This window comes from Roseobacter denitrificans OCh 114 (genome assembly GCF_000014045.1).
GTDB classification, from domain to species: domain Bacteria; phylum Pseudomonadota; class Alphaproteobacteria; order Rhodobacterales; family Rhodobacteraceae; genus Roseobacter; species Roseobacter denitrificans.
Genome location: NC_008209.1, coordinates 1,046,162 through 1,063,994, shown reverse-complemented (window position 1 = coordinate 1,063,994; position 17,833 = coordinate 1,046,162). Strand labels below are relative to the sequence as shown.

14 protein-coding genes are annotated in these 17,833 nt (G+C 58.7%); 10 read left to right on the top strand and 4 right to left on the bottom strand.

Going from position 1 to position 17,833, the window contains the following annotated elements; translation table 11 throughout:
• Window position 1: 1 nt before the first annotated feature.
• Window positions 2–1,399 (top strand): 3'-5' exonuclease, encoded by a 1,398-nt coding sequence (locus RD1_RS05100; protein ID WP_011567389.1) that lies wholly within the window; start codon window positions 2–4, stop codon window positions 1,397–1,399.
• Here the strand turns inward: RD1_RS05100 and RD1_RS05095 are convergent.
• The gene (locus tag RD1_RS05095; protein ID WP_245897197.1) at window positions 1,396–2,028 is read right to left on the bottom strand and encodes a DUF2306 domain-containing protein; all 633 of its coding nucleotides are present in this window, start codon (window positions 2,026–2,028) and stop codon (window positions 1,396–1,398) included. The two genes, RD1_RS05100 and RD1_RS05095, sit on opposite strands and share 4 nt — an antisense overlap.
• 75 nt (window positions 2,029–2,103) lie before the next feature.
• A complete protein-coding gene (locus RD1_RS05090) occupies window positions 2,104–2,862 on the bottom strand; it encodes an SDR family oxidoreductase (RefSeq protein ID WP_011567387.1) in 759 nt (252 codons plus the stop codon).
• A 112-nt stretch (window positions 2,863–2,974) separates the two neighbouring features.
• Between RD1_RS05090 and RD1_RS05085 the strand changes: the two genes are divergently transcribed.
• From RD1_RS05085 to rpe, 4 genes are all read left to right on the top strand, one after another.
• Complete coding sequence (locus RD1_RS05085) at window positions 2,975–4,006, top strand: L-idonate 5-dehydrogenase (RefSeq protein WP_011567386.1); 1,032 nt, start codon at window positions 2,975–2,977, stop codon at window positions 4,004–4,006.
• A gap of 67 nt (window positions 4,007–4,073) precedes the next feature.
• On the top strand, window positions 4,074–4,823 hold the full coding sequence (locus RD1_RS05080) for a sulfite exporter TauE/SafE family protein (protein WP_011567385.1): 750 nt from the start codon (window positions 4,074–4,076) through the stop codon (window positions 4,821–4,823).
• A 92-nt stretch (window positions 4,824–4,915) separates the two neighbouring features.
• Entirely contained in the window at window positions 4,916–6,613 is a 1,698-nt protein-coding gene (locus tag RD1_RS05075) for an AMP-binding protein (protein ID WP_011567384.1), read from the top strand.
• 138 nt (window positions 6,614–6,751) lie between these two features.
• Entirely contained in the window at window positions 6,752–7,444 is a 693-nt protein-coding gene (gene rpe / locus RD1_RS05070) for a ribulose-phosphate 3-epimerase (RefSeq protein WP_011567383.1), read from the top strand.
• A 21-nt stretch (window positions 7,445–7,465) separates the two neighbouring features.
• On the opposite strand, the gene RD1_RS05065 is transcribed toward rpe, so the two are convergent.
• Window positions 7,466–7,951: a class I SAM-dependent methyltransferase gene (locus tag RD1_RS05065; protein ID WP_044033354.1), complete on the bottom strand. Its 486-nt coding sequence runs from the start codon at window positions 7,949–7,951 to the stop codon at window positions 7,466–7,468.
• Between the two features lie 170 nt (window positions 7,952–8,121).
• Here RD1_RS05065 and RD1_RS05060 point away from each other — a divergent pair, with 170 nt between their 5' ends.
• The 5 genes from RD1_RS05060 (at window position 8,122) to RD1_RS21265 (ending at window position 14,935) form a co-directional block, all read left to right on the top strand.
• Window positions 8,122–9,897, top strand: coding sequence for an ABC transporter ATP-binding protein (locus tag RD1_RS05060; protein ID WP_011567381.1), 1,776 nt, complete (start codon window positions 8,122–8,124; stop codon window positions 9,895–9,897).
• Window positions 9,890–11,815: an ABC transporter substrate-binding protein gene (locus RD1_RS05055; RefSeq protein ID WP_011567380.1), complete on the top strand. Its 1,926-nt coding sequence runs from the start codon at window positions 9,890–9,892 to the stop codon at window positions 11,813–11,815. Before RD1_RS05060 ends, RD1_RS05055 begins: the two co-directional genes overlap by 8 nt.
• Window positions 11,812–12,840 carry an ABC transporter permease gene (locus RD1_RS05050; RefSeq protein WP_011567379.1) on the top strand — a complete coding sequence of 343 codons (1,029 nt, stop codon included), beginning with the start codon at window positions 11,812–11,814 and terminating at the stop codon, window positions 12,838–12,840. The genes RD1_RS05055 and RD1_RS05050 overlap by 4 nt, the downstream gene beginning before the upstream one ends.
• Window positions 12,837–13,991: an ABC transporter permease gene (locus RD1_RS05045; RefSeq protein ID WP_011567378.1), complete on the top strand. Its 1,155-nt coding sequence runs from the start codon at window positions 12,837–12,839 to the stop codon at window positions 13,989–13,991. The genes RD1_RS05050 and RD1_RS05045 overlap by 4 nt, the downstream gene beginning before the upstream one ends.
• Before the next feature lie 335 nt (window positions 13,992–14,326).
• The gene (locus RD1_RS21265) at window positions 14,327–14,935 is read left to right on the top strand and encodes a VPLPA-CTERM sorting domain-containing protein (RefSeq protein WP_245897195.1); all 609 of its coding nucleotides are present in this window, start codon (window positions 14,327–14,329) and stop codon (window positions 14,933–14,935) included.
• Window positions 14,936–15,268: 333 nt separating this feature from the next.
• On the opposite strand, the gene RD1_RS05035 is transcribed toward RD1_RS21265, so the two are convergent.
• Entirely contained in the window at window positions 15,269–17,647 is a 2,379-nt protein-coding gene (locus RD1_RS05035; protein ID WP_011567375.1) for a mechanosensitive ion channel family protein, read from the bottom strand.
• Between the last annotated feature and the right edge of the window lie 186 nt (window positions 17,648–17,833).

Sequence of the window (17,833 nt, the reverse complement as noted above, 5' to 3'; positions counted from 1 at the left end):
GATGAAAAACCTCAGCCTCCGGCTCCGGGTCTTTCTGTTCTTTTGCCTGACGGCCTTTGGCAGTATCGCGATCTGCCTTGGCGCGCTTTACATGGGGTTTCGCCAGTTGGGGGACGGTGATGCGCTGTCGGCCTTCATCACGTCCGGTGTGATCGCGGGCTTTGGCATTCTGGGTCTGGTGGTCCTGATCTGGCTTTTGTTCGACGAAAACGTCAGCAAACCGATCGAGGCATTGGCCGCCAGTCTGCGCGTGCGCACCCACGTCGATATCGACACGGAAATCGAAGCGGAAACCGCCAAATACCTCGGTGATCTGGCACCGGCTGTCTGCGCGATCCACCGCAAGCTCAGGGATGAGACGCGCGCCTCCTCCGAGGCGGTGGTGGAACGCACCGCGCGGCTGGATGCGCAGCGCTCGCAACTGTTGCAAATCCTGTCTGACATTCCCGTCGCCGTGATCGTGGCGCGGCAGGATCACCAGATCATCCTTTATGACGGGCAGGCCGCCGACCTGATGGAACGGGAATGCCCTGCCCGCCTCAAAGGATCGGTGTTTGACTACCTTGACAAACAATCCGTGCTTGAGGCCCTGTCTGCGCTGAAAAAGCAAAACGCCCTGCGCCATGAGATCGCCCTCAAAGGCCGCTCCGGCGCGGTTTACAAAGGTCACATCCGGGTGTTCGGCGCGGATGCGGGCTACACCTTGATGCTGGAGCCACTGCGCCCCGATGCCGCGCGCCCTCTGGTCTATGACTTTGACCTGCTCGACTTCGAAGAACCCACATCGCTGGATCAAACGAGACTGCGTGATCTGACATTCGTTGTTTTTGACAGCGAAACGACCGGTCTTGATCCACATACGGACGAGGTTGTGCAATTGGGCGCCGTGCGTGTCGTCAACGGCAAGATCATCGAAGGCGAGGTCTTTGATACGCTGGTCAATCCCGGCCGGACCATCCCGCCGGGGTCCACGGCGGTGCATCAGATCAGTGATGCCATGGTCGCCGATGCGCCGGGCTTTGATGTCGCCTGCCGCGCGTTCCATCAATTCGCCGAACACGCCGTGATCGTCGCCCATAACGCCCCCTTTGATATGGCATTCCTCAGACGCCAGTGTCGTGATCAGGACTATGCGTTCGACAACCCCATTCTGGATACGGTACATCTGTCCGCGGTGGTTTTTGGCGGCTCGGCAGAACATACGCTGGATGCTTTATGCGACCGTCTGAACGTGCATATTCCCGATGACGTGCGCCACACCGGGCTTGGCGATGCGCTGGCCACGGCCAAGGCGCTGGTTGCGCTGATCCCGGTGCTGGAGGCGCGGGGTTTTACAACCTTTGAACAGGTCCGCGCGGAAATTCAGAAACACAGCCGCATTCTGAAGGTTGAAGCCTAGCGGGATTCCCGCCTGCGCCAGAGCCAGCCGTGCAGGGCAAGGTAGGGCAGATAGAACGCAAAGACCTGAATGACATCGAACGGCCCGGAAAAGTCATCCCGTGACCCAAGCCCACCGGTCAGGATTTCCCAAACGCCGTAATGCACGCGGTAGAGCAATGAGGCCAGCGCGAGGATCACCAGTCGTTCGGCCCAAAGCCGGTGAAGTGGGTGCCGCAACCGCGCATAGCGCACTGTCTGGACGCAGGCCAAAAGCATCAGGATGCCATATAGCGCAAAGCCGATGCTCATGACCGGGCCACCAATGGTGCCTTGCAGCACGATATAGATCAGCCCGCCGAGGCTGGTGAACATGGCCGCACTGACAAGAACATACCCCAAAGTGCGGTGCAGCAGGGCCGCGCGCTGGCGCAAAACCCGCGACAACTGCAGCGGCGCGAGTGCGGTGATCAAACCACCCGCGATCATATGGCCGTAGACCGCGGTATTGCTCAGTGCGGCACCACCGTGAAACAGCCGCGACAGTGCCTGTTCGCCGGGATCGTTCAGCATCATGCCGCGCGCCACCGCATAATAGGCGAAGGGCAGCGCAAACAGGATCAGGGCAGCCACAAACAGCGAATTGCCCACAGGTCGCTTCGTGCTCTCAGGTATCATGGGGTCGAGTTGATCACGTCATGGGCCGCTTTGAAAAGCGCTTTGCGTCTAAAGCGATGCCGTGATCCCGCCATCCACGAATACGGTCGTCCCATTGACAAAAGATGACGCATCCGATGCCAGAAAAATACAGGTGCCGACCAGTTCCTCGACCTTGCCCCAGCGCCCCGCAGGGGTGCGTTTTTCAAGCCACGTCGTGAACTCGGGGTCCGCGACCAAGGCGGCATTCAGCGGCGTGTCGAAATACCCCGGCGCCAGCCCATTGCACTGCAACCCGTATTGCGCCCAGTCGGTGGCCATGCCTTTGGTCAGGTTGGCAACCGCGCCCTTGGTCATCGTGTAAGGCGCGATCCCGGGCCGTGCCAGCGCGGTCTGCACCGAGGCGATATTGATGATCTTGCCCTTGCTCCGGCGGATCATATGGCGCGCGCAGGCTTGGCCCACATGGAAAACACTGGCGATGTTTGTCTGCATCAGCTTTTCAAAGGCATCCGCGGGGAAATCCTCAAGGGCGGTGCGGTGCTGCATTCCGGCATTATTCACAAGGATATCAATCGCCCCGTGCTCGGCCTCGAACCCGTCCACCGCCGCACGCACACCCGCGTGGTCCGTTGCATCAAAGGGCAGCTGATGCGTCCCCTCGCCCAACTGCGCGGCGGCAGCGGCGAGTTTGTCCGTGTCGCGCCCGTTCAGCACGATGTCAGCGCCCGCCGCTTGCAGGCCCTTGGCGAGTGCAAAGCCGATGCCTTGCGACGATCCCGTAATCAGGGCGCGGCGGCCCGTCAGGTCAAATAGGCTCAGGCTCATGATATTCCTCTTTGTGCTCGACAATTGCGATCTGTCCCGCTTATTTTACCCCCAACCCTCAGAGTCAAGGACGCCGGGCAACCCGCCCCTTGAACAGCCCAAAGAGACCTCTATGAAATCGCTTGTTATCCACGCCGCGCATGATCTGCGCATCGAAGAGCATGAGCCACAGGCCCTTGGTGCCGGACAGGTTCGGATCGCGCTGGCGACCGGGGGCATCTGCGGATCGGATCTGCACTACTATCACAATGGTGGCTTTGGCACGGTACGCCTCAAGGAACCCATGGTGCTGGGTCATGAAGTATCCGGGCATATCACAGCACTTGGGGCGGGGGTCAGCGGGCTTGAGGTCGGGCAGTTGGTGGCGGTGTCACCCTCGCGCCCCTGTGGCACCTGCAGCTATTGTGCTGAAGGGATGCGCAACCAATGCCTGAACATGCGGTTTTACGGCTCCGCCATGCCGTTGCCACATATTCAGGGGGCATTCCGGCAGGTTCTGGTCGCGGATGCTGCGCAATGTGCCGTGGCCGACGGTTTATCCGCTGGCGAAGCTGCCATGGCCGAACCCCTGGCCGTCTGTCTGCATGCCGCCAGTCAGGCTGGCCCGCTGCTCGGCAAGCGCGTGTTGGTGACAGGCTGCGGCCCCATCGGGTTGCTGAGCATTCTGGTTGCCCGCCGCGCGGGTGCGACGGAAATCGTCGCGACGGACCTGACCGATTTCACGCTGCAAATGGCCGCCGCACAGGGGGCGGATGTCACGATCAACGGCGCGACCGATCCCGACAGATTGGCGACCTATCAAGCGGGCAAGGGCACCTTTGACGTGCTGTTTGAATGCACGGGCGTGGCCGCCGCACTGGCTGGCGGGATCGCAGCCCTGCGTCCGGGTGGCATCATTGTGCAACTGGGGTTGGGCGGAGACATGACCCTACCGGTGCAGGCATTGACGGCCAAGGAGTTGCAACTGCGCGGCTCGTTCCGCTTTCATGAGGAGTTCTTTACAGGTGTGACGCTGATGCAAAAGGGGCTGATTGACGTAAAGCCCCTGATCACGCAAACGCTGCCGCTGGCAGATGCCATTGCCGCCTTTGATCTGGCCAGCGACAGAACACAGTCGATGAAGGCTCAGATCAGTTTTGCCTGACTTCCTGACATCCTTGCGCGCACCAAGCAGTGTTGCGAGCCGCTGCCCGGCGTGGAACGGGTAAACGATGGACCTGACAATGCTCATCGTGATCGCGGGCTTTGCCTTTCTGGTGTCCGGCGCAATCAAAGGGGTCACCGGCATCGGCCTGCCGACGGCGGCCATTGCGTTCATGACGCTTTTTCTGGACCCGCGCACGGCAATCGCGCTGGTGCTTTTCCCGATGCTGGGCTCGAATCTGTGGCAGATGCTGCGCGGTGGATTGCTGAAACGAACAGCACGCCGATACTGGCTTTTTGCCGCCGTTCTGTTTCTGGGCGTCGGGACAACGGCCATCATGACGCAAACCACATCAGACCGCGCGCTGCTCGCTATTCTTGGCATTGTGGTGCTGATCTTTGTCGCGGTCAGTTGGCGCAAACTGCTGCCGCCCCTCGCCGACCGCTATGACACTGCTGCGCAAATCTTCTTTGCGCTTGTGGCCGGAGTGGTGGGCGGCATGACCGCCGCGTGGGGGCCGCCGATGGCGATGTACCTGCACACCAAAGGCGTCGATAAGGATGAGTTCATTCGCGCCACTGGGTTTATGATCTCGGTCGGGTCACTCCCGCTTGTGGTGACTTACGCGCAGGTCGGGTTTTTATCTGGTGAACTTGCCGCGATCTCATTTTCCATGCTGCTGCCGACCCTGATTGGCTTTACCGCCGGGGAAATTCTGCGCCGCAAGATGTCCATCGAAGCCTTTCGCAACGCCATCCTGATCCTGTTCTTCTTTCTGGGTCTGAACCTGATCCGCCGGGCAATCTGGTACGTCTAATGGCGATCAAGTTGTAAATTCGTCATAGTACCACTCGCCTGCTCCGCGCCTCTGCGCTAGCCTTGAGGCAAATCAGCAAGGGGATCACAGCCGTGAGCGCATTGGGTCGGCAGCCACAAAACAACCTCTCTCATGTCTGCGGGTCGACGGCGGATCCATTGTGGAACGTGACGATCCCGCAGCTTCTGGCGCAAACGGCAGCACGTCTGCCGGATCACCCCGCCGCGGTTTTCACCCGGCAGGCCATCCGCTGGACCTATCGCGATTTTGAGCGCGAGGTGGACCGGCTTGCGGCAGGTTTGCTGACGCTTGGCATCGAAAAAGGGGACCGCGTCGGCATCTGGGCGCCCAATTGTGCAGAATGGCTGCTGACACAATTCGCCACGGCCCGGATCGGCGCGATATTGGTATGTATCAACCCCGCCTATCGTCTGTCCGAACTGGAATACGCGCTCAACAAGGTGGGCTGCGCAGCGCTGGTCATGGCACCGCGGCACAAATCATCAGACTACGTTGCGATGCTGACGGAACTGATGCCGGAACTGGCAAACGCCACACCCGGCGCGTGCCAAGCCGCCCGCGTGCCCATGCTGCGCCATGTGATCGTGACCGGCGACGCACCACCGGCGGGAACCACCGGGTTTGACGCGCTTTGTGCAGCGGGCAGTGGGGTTTCGGTCGAAACACTGGATCAGATTTCCAACGACTTATCCCCCCAAGACGCAATCAATATACAATTCACCTCCGGCACCACGGGCAGCCCGAAAGGCGCGTGCCTGACGCACCACAACATCGTCAATAATGCGCATTTCGTGACGCAAACGATGCAGTTTACCGAAGCGGACCGACTGTGCATCCCGGTGCCGTTTTATCACTGCTTTGGCATGGTCATGGGCACGTTGGGCTGCGTGTCCAAAGGGGCCACGATGGTCATTCCCGGCGAAGGGTTCGATGCGCGCACCACCCTTGAAGCCGTCACACGGGAAAAATGTACGGCCCTTTACGGCGTGCCCACGATGTTCGTGAACGCCTTGGAACTTGCGGATTTTGACGCCTTTGATCTGTCCAGCCTGCGCACCGGGATCATGGCAGGGGCACCCTGCCCGATTGAAGTCATGCGGCAGGTTCAGGCGCGCATGCACATGCACGGCGTCACAATCGCCTACGGTATGACGGAAACCTCACCTGTGTCTTTCCAAAGCAACGTGGATGACCCACTGGAAAAACGCGTGTCCTCCGTCGGTCGCATCCACCCGCATGTGGAGGTGAAAATCGTCGATGCCACGGGCAACACCGTCAAAACAGGTGAACAGGGCGAACTGCTGACACGCGGCTATTCCGTGATGCTAGGATATTGGGAGGACGACGCACAAACCGCCGCCAGCATTGACGCGCAGGGATGGATGCACACCGGCGATCTGGCGCGTCTGGATGCGGATGGGTTTTGCACCATCACAGGAAGGCTCAAGGATATGATCCTGCGCGGTGGCGAAAACATATATCCGCGCGAGATCGAAGAGTTCCTCTATACCCACCCTGACATCCTGCAGGCGCAGGTCTTTGGCATTCCCGACCACAAACTGGGCGAAGCGGTCTGCGCGTGGATCGTGGCCCGCGCGGGCAGTGACCTGACCGAAACCGATGTGCAGGATTTTTGCCGCAGCGCCATCGCGCATTTCAAGGTCCCTGCCTATGTTTCCTTCAAGGATGAGTTGCCCATGACCGTGACCGGAAAACCGCAGAAATTCGTAATGCGCGACCGGATGGTCAAAGAGCTTGGGCGGGGTTGACGGCGAGGTACGCGCCCGTGCCCGCTGCGTCCCACAGGTAACCTGTGTCGTATAAAATTCATCGGCCACACCCTTGGACAAAGGGCGCCCGGACCGATATAGGCGGAATGATAAAACGTCTCCCGAAAGGTTCGTCCAATGGCACTCAACCGCTCATTCAAAATCGCGCCGTCGATCCTCTCTGCCGATTTCGCGAACTTTGGCGCGGAATGCGAAGCCATAGAGGCGCAAGGCGCGGATTGGGTGCATGTGGATGTGATGGATGGGCATTTCGTACCCAACATCACCTTTGGCCCCTCGACCTGCGCTGCGATCCGCCCGCATATCAAGACCGTCATGGACGTGCACCTGATGATCGCACCCGTCGATCCTTATATTGATGCCTTTGCCAAGGCGGGAGCCGATGTCATCACCGCCCATGTCGAAGCGGGCCCGCATATCCACCGCACCATGCAGGCCATCCGCGCAGCTGGCGCAAAGGCCGGCGTTGCGCTGAACCCCGGCACCCCTGCCTCTTCGGTCGAATATCTGCTGGATATGGTCGATCTGGTCTGTGTCATGACGGTAAACCCCGGTTTTGGCGGGCAGAAATTCATCCACAGTCAGGTTGAAAAGGTGCGCCAACTGCGTGCGATGATCGGCGACAGGCCCATCCATATCGAAATCGACGGCGGTGTTGATCCCACCACCGCGCCCTTGGTGGCGGCGGCGGGCGCGGATGTACTGGTCGCGGGATCGGCCGTCTTTCGCGGCGGGTCCGTCAGCAACCCCGCGCCTTACGGGGCGAACATCAAGGCCATACGCGACGCGGTTTTGTCGACAACCGTCTGACACACCGCCCTGATCGCGATATCAGCGCCGGTAAATGAAACACCGCCCCTCGATGGCGTCTTGCGGCAGCGCGATCTGCGTCAAGGTCTCAAAATACATCCGGTCACTTGACACCATCAGCCCCCCGTCGGCCAGCAAGGGTTCAATCAACGGGGACACCCGGCGCGCAAATTCATCGTTTTTCTGCGCGTTGTGCCCGCCAAGGTCTGCATGAATAAGCCGTGCCGTTGCGCCAAAGCGCGTCAGGGCCAGCGGCAGCGTTTCAAAGACATCCCCCAAAAGAACCCGATCGTCCGGCGGCGTGCTGTCGGGATGAGAGGCAATCGCGCGCTCAAAAACATAGATGTCTTGCTCTGGCATGATCTCGCACATGTGATGATAGGTGCGCCCATTGCCCAGACCAAGCTCGAAAACCGGCCCCGAGATATCCGCCGTAAGCTGAGCGGCATGGTTCAGGCAGGCCCGTTGTGACACCATGCGAGCAATGAATAAATCAAGTCGGCTCATCTCGTCATCCTTTGCAAAACTCGCGCTCCCAATGCCTGCTTTTGTCAAAAATTGGTAGCACAAAGCGCAACTCTCCGTTCAACGCTGGACCTGAGGAAAGAAATCGCGTTGACTGATACCGTTAACCCCGTCGCCGCCATGCTGGAAGAGATAGAAGAAGTGGCCCCTCGATGACGACACCACTGCTGGATGTATGCAACCTGAGCATCGGTTTTGGTACTGCCGACCCGGTCGTGCGGGACGTGAGTTTCAGTGTCATGCCCGGTGAAACGCTCGCACTTGTCGGAGAAAGCGGGTCCGGCAAAACCATTTCCTGTCGCTCCGTGCTGCGCATTCTGCCCGAGGCGGCACAAATTCGCAGCGGCACGATCAATTTTGCATCCGCGAGCGGGCCGACCGTTGACCTGCTGGCGATCAAGGAACGCGCCATGCGGGCCATTCGCGGTGATCAGATTTCGATGATTTTTCAGGAGCCGATGCGCTCCCTCTCGCCGCTGCACCGGCTGGGCGATCAGGTCGCCGAAGTCTTGACGCTGCACCGCAACCTGAGCCGCGCGGAGGCGAAGAAATCAGTGTTGGAAACATTCGAACGTGTTGGTTTTCCCGACCCGGCGCGGGTCTGGAAATCCTATCCGTTCGAGATGTCCGGCGGGATGCGCCAGCGCGCCATGATTGCGATGGCCATGGTCGCCAAGCCTGAGCTGTTGATCGCGGACGAGCCAACAACGGCCCTTGATGTGACCACACAGGCACAGGTCTTGGGGCTGATCAATGATTTGCAACGCGACACCGGCATGGCCGTGATACTGGTCACGCATGATTTGGGTGTCGTGGCAAATATGGCTGAATCCGTTGTGGTCATGAACAAGGGCCGGATCATGGAAAGTGGCCCCGCGGCGGCGGTTCTGGGCGCTCCTGCACATGGGTACACGAAAAAACTCTTCGCCGCCGCGCCCTCCATCCCGCAGGTTGCACATCCGGTTGAACGCACCAAAAGCGCAGATCACATCCTCGAACTGCGCAGCGTCTGCAAGACCTATACGATGCGCGCGGGCGGCTGGCGTGCGCCGCAAAGTATTACCGCCTGCCACCAGGTTAACCTGACACTGGAACGTGGCAAAACCCTCGCTGTTGTCGGGGAAAGCGGGTCGGGCAAGACAACCTGCGCCCGCATCGCCCTTGGGGCCGAAGCACCAGATGAAGGCGGCCACGTCCTGTTTCGCGCCGAGGCAAACGCGGAGCCGCTGAAAATTCACGCGATGACGCCTGCGGAGCGGGTCAGATTCCAGAAACAGGCGCAGATGGTCTTTCAGGACCCTTATTCGTCGCTGTCGCCGCGCATGCGGATATCGCAAACGATGACGGAGCCGATGGAAATTCACCGGATCGGCACCAAGGCTGAGCGGCGCGACAAGGCGGCAGAAATGCTGCGCTGGGTGGGGCTTGATCCATCCATGCTGGTGCGCTTTCCGCATGCCTTTTCCGGGGGGCAGCGGCAGAGGCTGTCGATCGCGCGGGCGCTGACGCTGGACCCGGTGTTACTGGTGTGTGATGAGCCGACCTCGGCGCTCGATGTCTCGGTCCAGGAACAGATCCTGACCCTGCTGGAGGACATTCGCGACCGTATGGGTCTGAGCTATCTGTTCATCAGTCACGATCTGGCCGTTGTCGCGCGCATCGCCGATGAGGTCGCGGTCATGCGTCAGGGTGTTGTGGTCGAACAGGCCGCCCCCGACATGCTCTTTTACAACCCGCGCCACCCCTATACGCGGGCTTTGATCGCGGCCCAGCCGACGCCCGATGTGAACCGTCCCATTGACCTTAATCTGGTATCGCAGGGTGCGGGCTCACCAGCCAGCTGGCCCGATGAATTCCGCTTTGAGGGGGTCGCGGCCCCGGCGTTAACTGAACTCGCACCCGGTCATAAGGTACGTTGTCATGTATAGATTTCTGTCTGCCCTTATCGTGATCATTTGCCTGCATCAGCCCGCTCTGGCGCAGACACCGGCGGCTCTTCAGGAAAGCAGTTTCTGGGCGCAGGAAGTGTCCGCCGGGAACATGCCACCCGTTGCCGAACGTTTGCCGGTTGACCCGCTCGTCGTTGATCTCACCGCGAAGGGGCGCACCTATGGGCAACAGGGGGGCACGCTGCGCACGCTGATCTCGCGTTCAAAGGACGTGCGCCAGATGGTCGTCTACGGCTACGCCCGGCTGGTCGGATATGATCACAACTATGAAATCTATCCGGACATCCTGCGCGATGTTGAAGTCGAGGAAGGGCGCAAGTTCACCTTGCACCTGCGCCGGGGACACAAGTGGTCTGATGGCCAACCTTTCACCTCTGCCGACTTTGAATACTACTGGCGTCATGTTGCCCTGAACAAGGAATTGAGCCCGTCCGGTCCGCCGCAAAACCTCTTTGTGGATGGTGTGTTGGCCAGCATGACATTCCCGGATGCGCATACCGTGGTCATCGAATGGCCCACGCCGAACCCCGGTTTCTTGCAGCTTCTTGCGCAGGCAAGCCCCTTCCTGATCTATCGACCGGCGCATTACCTCAAACAGTTTCACGCCGATTTCGTGGACAAGAAAGACCTGCGCAAACAGATCAAGAAGGCGCGGGTCAGAACCTGGGCCGCGCTGCACAACGGGCTTGATAACATGTACAAGTTCGACAATCCGGCGCTGCCCACCCTGCAACCCTGGATCAACGCCAGTGCTGGTAAATCCAGCCAGCGGCTGTTTGTGCGCAACCCCTATTACCACCGGGTGGACAAGCGCGGCGTGCAACTGCCCTATATCGACATTGTCAAAATGACCGTCGTGGGTGGCGGGCTGATCGCGGCAAAGGCCAACGCCGGCGAGGTCGATTTACAGGCCCGCGGTCTGGATTTCCCCGATATCTCCATCCTGAAGAAGGGTGAGGTAGATGGCGCGGGATATAAAACGCTGCTTTGGGCGAACAGTACGGCGAACCAGATTGCAATTTATCCAAACCTGAACTTTGCGGACCCGGTCTGGCGCGAGGTCATCCGCGATGTGCGGTTCAGACGCGCGCTGTCGATGGGCATTGACCGGCGCATGATCAACCGCGCGCTCTACTTTGGCCTTGCCTCCGAGGGGGGGATGACCGCCCTGCCCGCGAGCCCGTTTTATGACACCGCAAATGTGTACAAATGGTCTGTCTACTATCCCGCCAAGGCCAACGCATTGCTGGATGAAATGGGCCTGACCGAGCGGACAGCAGATGGGATCCGCCTGCTGCCCGACGGACGCCCGATGGAATTTGTGATCGAGACCGCGGGCGAGCGCAAGGAGGTTGAAAACGCGCTGGCGATCATCACCGACACATGGCGCGAGATCGGCGTCAAACTGGTCATGCGCCCGCTGGATCGCGACATCCTGCGCAACCGCGTCTATTCAGGCCTGAGCATGGCCGCCGTCTGGTTCGGCTGGGACAATGGGTTGCCGCAACCCTATACGCCGCCGGAATATCTTGCGCCCAAACATCAGGAATTTTTCGCCTGGCCCAAATGGGGGCAGTATTATCAGACCGGTGGCGAGGTCGGCGAAGCACCCGATATGCCAGCGCCCAAACGCCTGATGCAGCTTAGCTACGACTGGAGCCATACAACAGACCCTGCTCTGCGCTCGGAAATCTGGCGCGAAATGCTGGCGATCCACGCGGATAATCAGTTCGGGATCGGCATACTGGCCCAAGCCCCCCAACCCATTGTCGTCTCGGAACGCCTGCGCAATGTGCCGGAAACAGGCAAATGGGCATGGGATCCGGGGGCGCATTTCGGCATCCACCGCATAGACGAATTTTACTACGAAGACGCCTTTCAGCAGTTCACCCAATGATGTTTCTCCGCTACGCCATCTATCGGTTTATCACGATGCTGCTGACCCTCTGGGTCGTGTCGCTGCTGATTTTCGTGATCATCAATCTGCCTCCGGGGGATTACCTGAGCAACCAGATTGCCGAGTTGCGCGCAACAGGTCAGGCCGAAGGTGTGGCAAAGGCGGAATTCCTGCGCACCGAATATGCGCTGGATCGCCCGATCTGGGAACAATATCTCATCTGGGTTGGCATGGCCCCCGGCCCGCAGGGCTGGTACGGGTTGATACAGGGCAATTTTGGCTGGTCCTTTGAATTTGACCGCCCCGTCGATGAAATCGTCGGCGACGCGCTGTGGCTGACGGTACTGGTCAACCTCGCCGCGGTGCTGTTTGTCTATATGGTCGCGTTGCCCTTGGGGGTTCTGGCGGCGGCGCGCTCTGAAACATGGGTCGATTATACGGCGGCTTTCGTCGGGTATCTTGGCTTGGCCACACCGAACTTTTTGCTCGCCCTGATGCTGTTTTACTACGGCAACAAGTACTTTGATCTGCCCATTGGTGGCCTGATGGACCCAAGGTTCGAGGGGCAGCCGATGTCGTGGGACAAGGTGCATTCCATTCTGATCCATCTGATTGTGCCGACCTTTGTGATCGGAACATCCGGGGCTGCCGCGATGATGCAACGCCTGCGCGCCAATATGCTGGATGAACTCAGCAAGCCCTATGTAGAAACGGCCAAGGCCAAGGGGCTGGCCCCCTCGAAACTGTTGGCGAAATATCCGCTGCGTATGGCGTTCAACCCTTTCGTGGCAGACATCGGCAACCTGTTGCCTGCGATGGTGTCAGGCTCTGTGCTCGTGTCTGTGGTTCTGGGGTTGCAAACGATTGGCCCATCGCTGCTGACGGCACTCAAATCGCAGGATCAGTTTCTGGCCGGGTTCATCCTGATGTTCGTGGCCCTGCTGACCCTGATCGGCACGATGGTGTCTGATCTGTTGCTGGTGCTGCTGGATCCGCGCATCAGATACGGGGCGCGCGGGCGATGACAAGAATGCCAGACGGTCGCTATGTCGACGACGCCCCCTATACCGATGATGTGGACCTCAGCGCGCTTGAACGCTCTGATATGGATGCGCCGAACTGGGTGCTGGTTTGGCGCAAATTCAAACGGCACAGGCTGGGTCTGATATCTGGGATATTCCTGCTGCTTAGCTACATGATGCTGCCCTTTGCGGGCTTTATCGCGCCCTACACACCGAATGAGCGCAGCGCGGATTACCTTTATGCGCCGCCACAATCCATCAACCTGTGGCACGACGGGCGCTTCATCGGGCCTTATGTCTATCCGATCACTGCCACGGCGGATCTGGTCAATTACCGCTGGACCTATGAAACCGATACCAGCACACCCATGCCGCTGGAATTCTTTTGTGAAGGACAGCAATACAGGCTCGCGGGCTTTATCCCGTCCAATACCCATCTGTTTTGCGCAGCCGATGGGGCGACCGTGTTTCTCTGGGGGTCGGACAGGTTGGGGCGTGACGTGTTCAGCCGCATTCTCTACGGCGCACAACTGTCCCTGACCGTGGGTCTGATCGGGATCACCGTTTCCTTTGTGCTGGGCATCTTCTTTGGGTCGATTGCGGGATACTTCGGGGGGCGCACGGATTGGATCATCAACCGCATGATCGAAATCCTGAGATCCCTGCCGGAACTGCCGTTGTGGCTGGCGCTATCGGCCGCGGTTCCGTCGAACTGGAGCCCGGTGTCGGTCTTTTTCATCATCTCGATCATTCTGGGGATATTGGATTGGCCGGGGCTGGCGCGGGCGGTGCGATCCAAATTCCTGTCCCTGCGTGAAGAGGAATACGTGCGCGCCGCCGAGATGATGGGGGCCAAGCCGGGGCGCGTGATCCGCCGCCATCTCTTGCCGAACTTCATGTCGCATCTGATCGCTTCGGCAACGCTCTCCATTCCGGCGATGATCCTTGGCGAAACCGCGCTCAGCTTTCTGGGGCTGGGCTTGCGCGCGCCTGCGGTCAGTTGGGGTGTCATGCTGAATGACGCGCAAAACCTCGCGTCGATCGAGATCTACCCATGGACTGCCATCCCGATGCTGCCGATCATCTTTGTGGTGCTGGCGTTCAACTTCCTCGGCGACGGCCTGCGCGCCTCTCTGGACCCCTATAGGGGATAATGCGGTCCTGTGCTTCGCCTTGATGACCTGTTTAAGGGCTGCGTTGACCTGTTCAGCACACAACCTGAAATCGTTTCCCAGCATCTCAAGACTAAAGCTGGTGCACGCGGCCATGATATCGCGACTGGACCACCTCAACACCTCAACACCTCAAAAATTTTTCGAGCACAAATCGCCTCGCTACCATCGAAACTTCAGAAAAACGAAGTGCAACCCCCGTATGAGTTGAATTTTAATTGTATTTTAGGATTACTTAACACCGCATATTGAAGCCATCTTCCGAATTTGAGACAAACTCAACAATGAAAAATCCGACCTCCAGAAGGGAATACGTTTTGAAAATTACAACACTTTTACTTACTGGTGCACTTGCTCTTACCACGTCGCTGGCTTCCGCAGCTACACTTTCGGACATGACTTTGACGCCGAACAGCGGCAGTAACAGCACGACGTTTTTCGACGCTGACAATGATTTCAGCGAAACATTTGCATTCGGCAGCAATATCGTTGCCGGGTCAGTTATCGACAGTTTTCGCCTGACGCTGGATGTGAGTGGGGCCACGAATGAATCTGGACTGTTCCTTGGATTTATCCCGGTTAAAGAAGACTGGAATATTCGTGTGCAGGGCTCAGCAAGCGGATCCGCGGATGATTACTTCGACGACATCACCGGTGATGGCCTAATTTCTTTCGTTATCGACGCGACCACGGACGGTGGCGGGGTGGATGCTTTTGCCACTTCCGTGAATTCGGGTGTTTTCACATTTTGGCTGTCTGAAAATAGTGCGGATTCATTCGTGGCAAATCCATCAATCACGATAACTAGCGCGCGCCTTGAAGTGCTCGGCACAGCGCCGACCCCGGTGCCGGTGCCGGCTTCTGCTTTGCTGTTGCTCGCGGGCGTCGGTGGACTGGCCGCAATGCGCAAACGTAGCAGCACCTAGATAAATCAAGTCGTACGACGACCTTACTCGGGCGCTTTTGGAGCGCCCGTTTTTTTGATGGTTGCCATGCATTTGATCCTGTCAAACGAATTCAAGCGCGGGGCGATAATCTCCGTTTCGGCATGTGGCGGCACATAAAACAACTATCCTGCTGCAATCCAACTCCTCTTTTCAAATCGAGAATTAGATTAAGGATGCGGCACCAATAGCTTGTCAAGACGACCGCGGCGTATAATCAGCTGTGTTTGCCATCGCCTTTGACAGGCCCATACGCACCATCCCGATCAACACGTCAAATGTGTCTGTCGCCCAACGACGGGGCCGCCGCGCAGCCTAGCGGTCATCCGTCTCGGGTGCGCCGCCCTCCAGTGCGTCATCGTCCACCGCGGCGCGGGCGGCGGCGGTGATGGCCTGTTTTTCCTTTTCGGTCAGGTTCTCTGGCTTGGAGTCGGAATCTGCAAGACGCACGGTGACTTCTTTATGCGCGAAATGTATGCCTTCGCGTTCGAACAGCGACCGGATTTCCTCATAGACTTTCTTGCGCACCAGCCATTGATCGCCCGGCTTGGTCATGAATTTGACGCGGATGATCATCGCGCTGTCCTGCATCTCGACCACACCCTGCGATTTCAGCGGTTGGATGAAGTTCTCGCCAATCACGGGGTCATCCAGCAACTCAACGCCCAGCTTCTTGATCAGCTTACGCACTTTCTCAACGTCGGTGTCATAGGTGACGCGCAGCTTGAGCTTCATGATCACCCAATCGCGCGAGTAATTCGTCATGACCTGAATTTCACCAAAGGGGATCGTGTGCAGCGCGCCAAGATGATGGCGCAACTGGAATGAGCGCACAGAGATTTTTTCGACCGTGCCTTTCACACCCCCGACGTCCAGATATTCGCCCTTGCGAAACGCGTCATCAAACAGGAAAAACCCGCCCGAAAAGATATCGCGCACCAACGCCTGTGAGCCAAAACCCACGGCAACCCCCACAACACCCGCACCGGCAAAGAGCGGCCCGACATTGACACCCAGCTCCATCAGAACAATCAGCGTGATGGTCACAATCAGCACGATCAGGATAAAGTTGCGAAACAGCGGCAGCAGCGTCGCCAGCCGGGACGCAGACGACGCACCGCCCTCATCACCCAATTCGCCCTCGCTCACATCGCCCAGTTCATCAGCGATCTTGTTGTCGATCCAGATGCGGAAGGCGTGATAAACCACATAGCCAATAAACAGGATCACCATGACGTCCAGCAGCCGATTGGCAAAGCTTTCGACCATCTGCGTGCTGTTATTGTCCCAGATGTAGAAGAACGCATATGCGCCCGCGACAAAGGCCACAATGCCCGCAACCCGCTGCGCCAGTTCCTCGTAGGTGCGCATTGTTTTGGGCGCGTAATGCATGCGCTCTTGCGTTTTATCCTCCGCCTCCGAGCGATCGTCTGCGTCGTCGGTGTGCTGAGGGTCGCCCTGGTTCAGCGCCCGGATCGCGCGGGCGCGGGCAAAACCACGTTCGATGCCAAAGTTGATTACGCCAAAGACCACGAGGATCGACAGCAGGATCGCATAGGCTCCCGCAATCAATGGCACCGCAGGCGGCGTGCCCAGCACCAGATCATAGGTGACCTGAAACCATGCGTAGAGCATATAGGCGATCACCGCAGGCGCCCAGATTGACGACAGCGCCTTGATGATCCAACTGCAATTCTCGCGCGGCTCGCCTTTGCGGATCGCATTGGAGAGTGCGCGGCGATTGACCAGTACCATCACGATATTGGCTACCACCACAGCCGCGCCAAGCAGGGACGCCATGAAGGCAAAGACATCGTAATTCAGCCCAAGCTCGCGCACCCAGAGGGTGAACAGAAGCCGGACGATATCGAACGTCCCCAGTGTGACCAGCCAATAGTTCAGACGCTTTGCATCCCGCGTATTGAGGTGCGGGATGCGATATTGCGGCATATAGGGCGACAGGATCATCCGCCAGAGCGCAGCCACGGCACGGCTCAAAAAATACGCCACATTGATGACGCTGACCGTGAACTGCAGGCCCGGATCTTCAAGGGGGCCGAAAATCAGCGCACCCAAGGCATAGGCCACCGCCATGGAAACCAGAATACCAATAACGCCAAGGAAAAAGCGGAACACCAGCCAAGGCATCTTTTCCGAATAGCCCTGTGGATTTTCCAGCGTCCGGGCCACGATCATGGAGCGCGCGATATAACGTCCAAAGACATATCGCTGCACCAGCATGCCCACCCCAAAAAGCGCCATTGAGATGTAAAGCGCCTGAAAATAGGCCCACATGGTGCCATCCGGGCTGGTGGCCCGCAGGATATAGATCACCTCGTTGAAATCATCCGGCAACCCAAGGATACGCTGAACGAGGGTCGCGCGGAATTTCACCAGTGAATCCTGTGCCTTCATCAAGGCGGAACCGCTGCTTTCGACCGGCGCGACTTCGGCATTGGGCGGGGGCTGACCCGCGGTCGATACAACGTTGCCCTCCAGATCAATGACCACGACGCCAACGCCGTTTTCGGCGGCTTTTTCCATGATGTCAGATATGCGATCCGCGCTGCCGTCTTCTTCGGCGGCCCCGGCAGTGCCAAAAAGCGAGCCGACGCTTTGTGCATGACTGTCGCCCGGCAAGGCGAGGATGGCCGTCAAAAAGACAATGAAAAGAGCGATAAGGGAGGCGCGCATCGCGGAATATGTCCAACACAGTTATTCCAACAGACGGTAGGTGAGCTTGGCAGACAATGCAAATGCGCAACATCCCGGGCGGTACCGCTGGATTCGTGTTTTGCACTGCCGGTGCTTTTGTGCCAAAGAGGCATCGCGACGAAGCAATGCCGATATGAGCGGACCAAGGACCGGGCAATGTGCCAG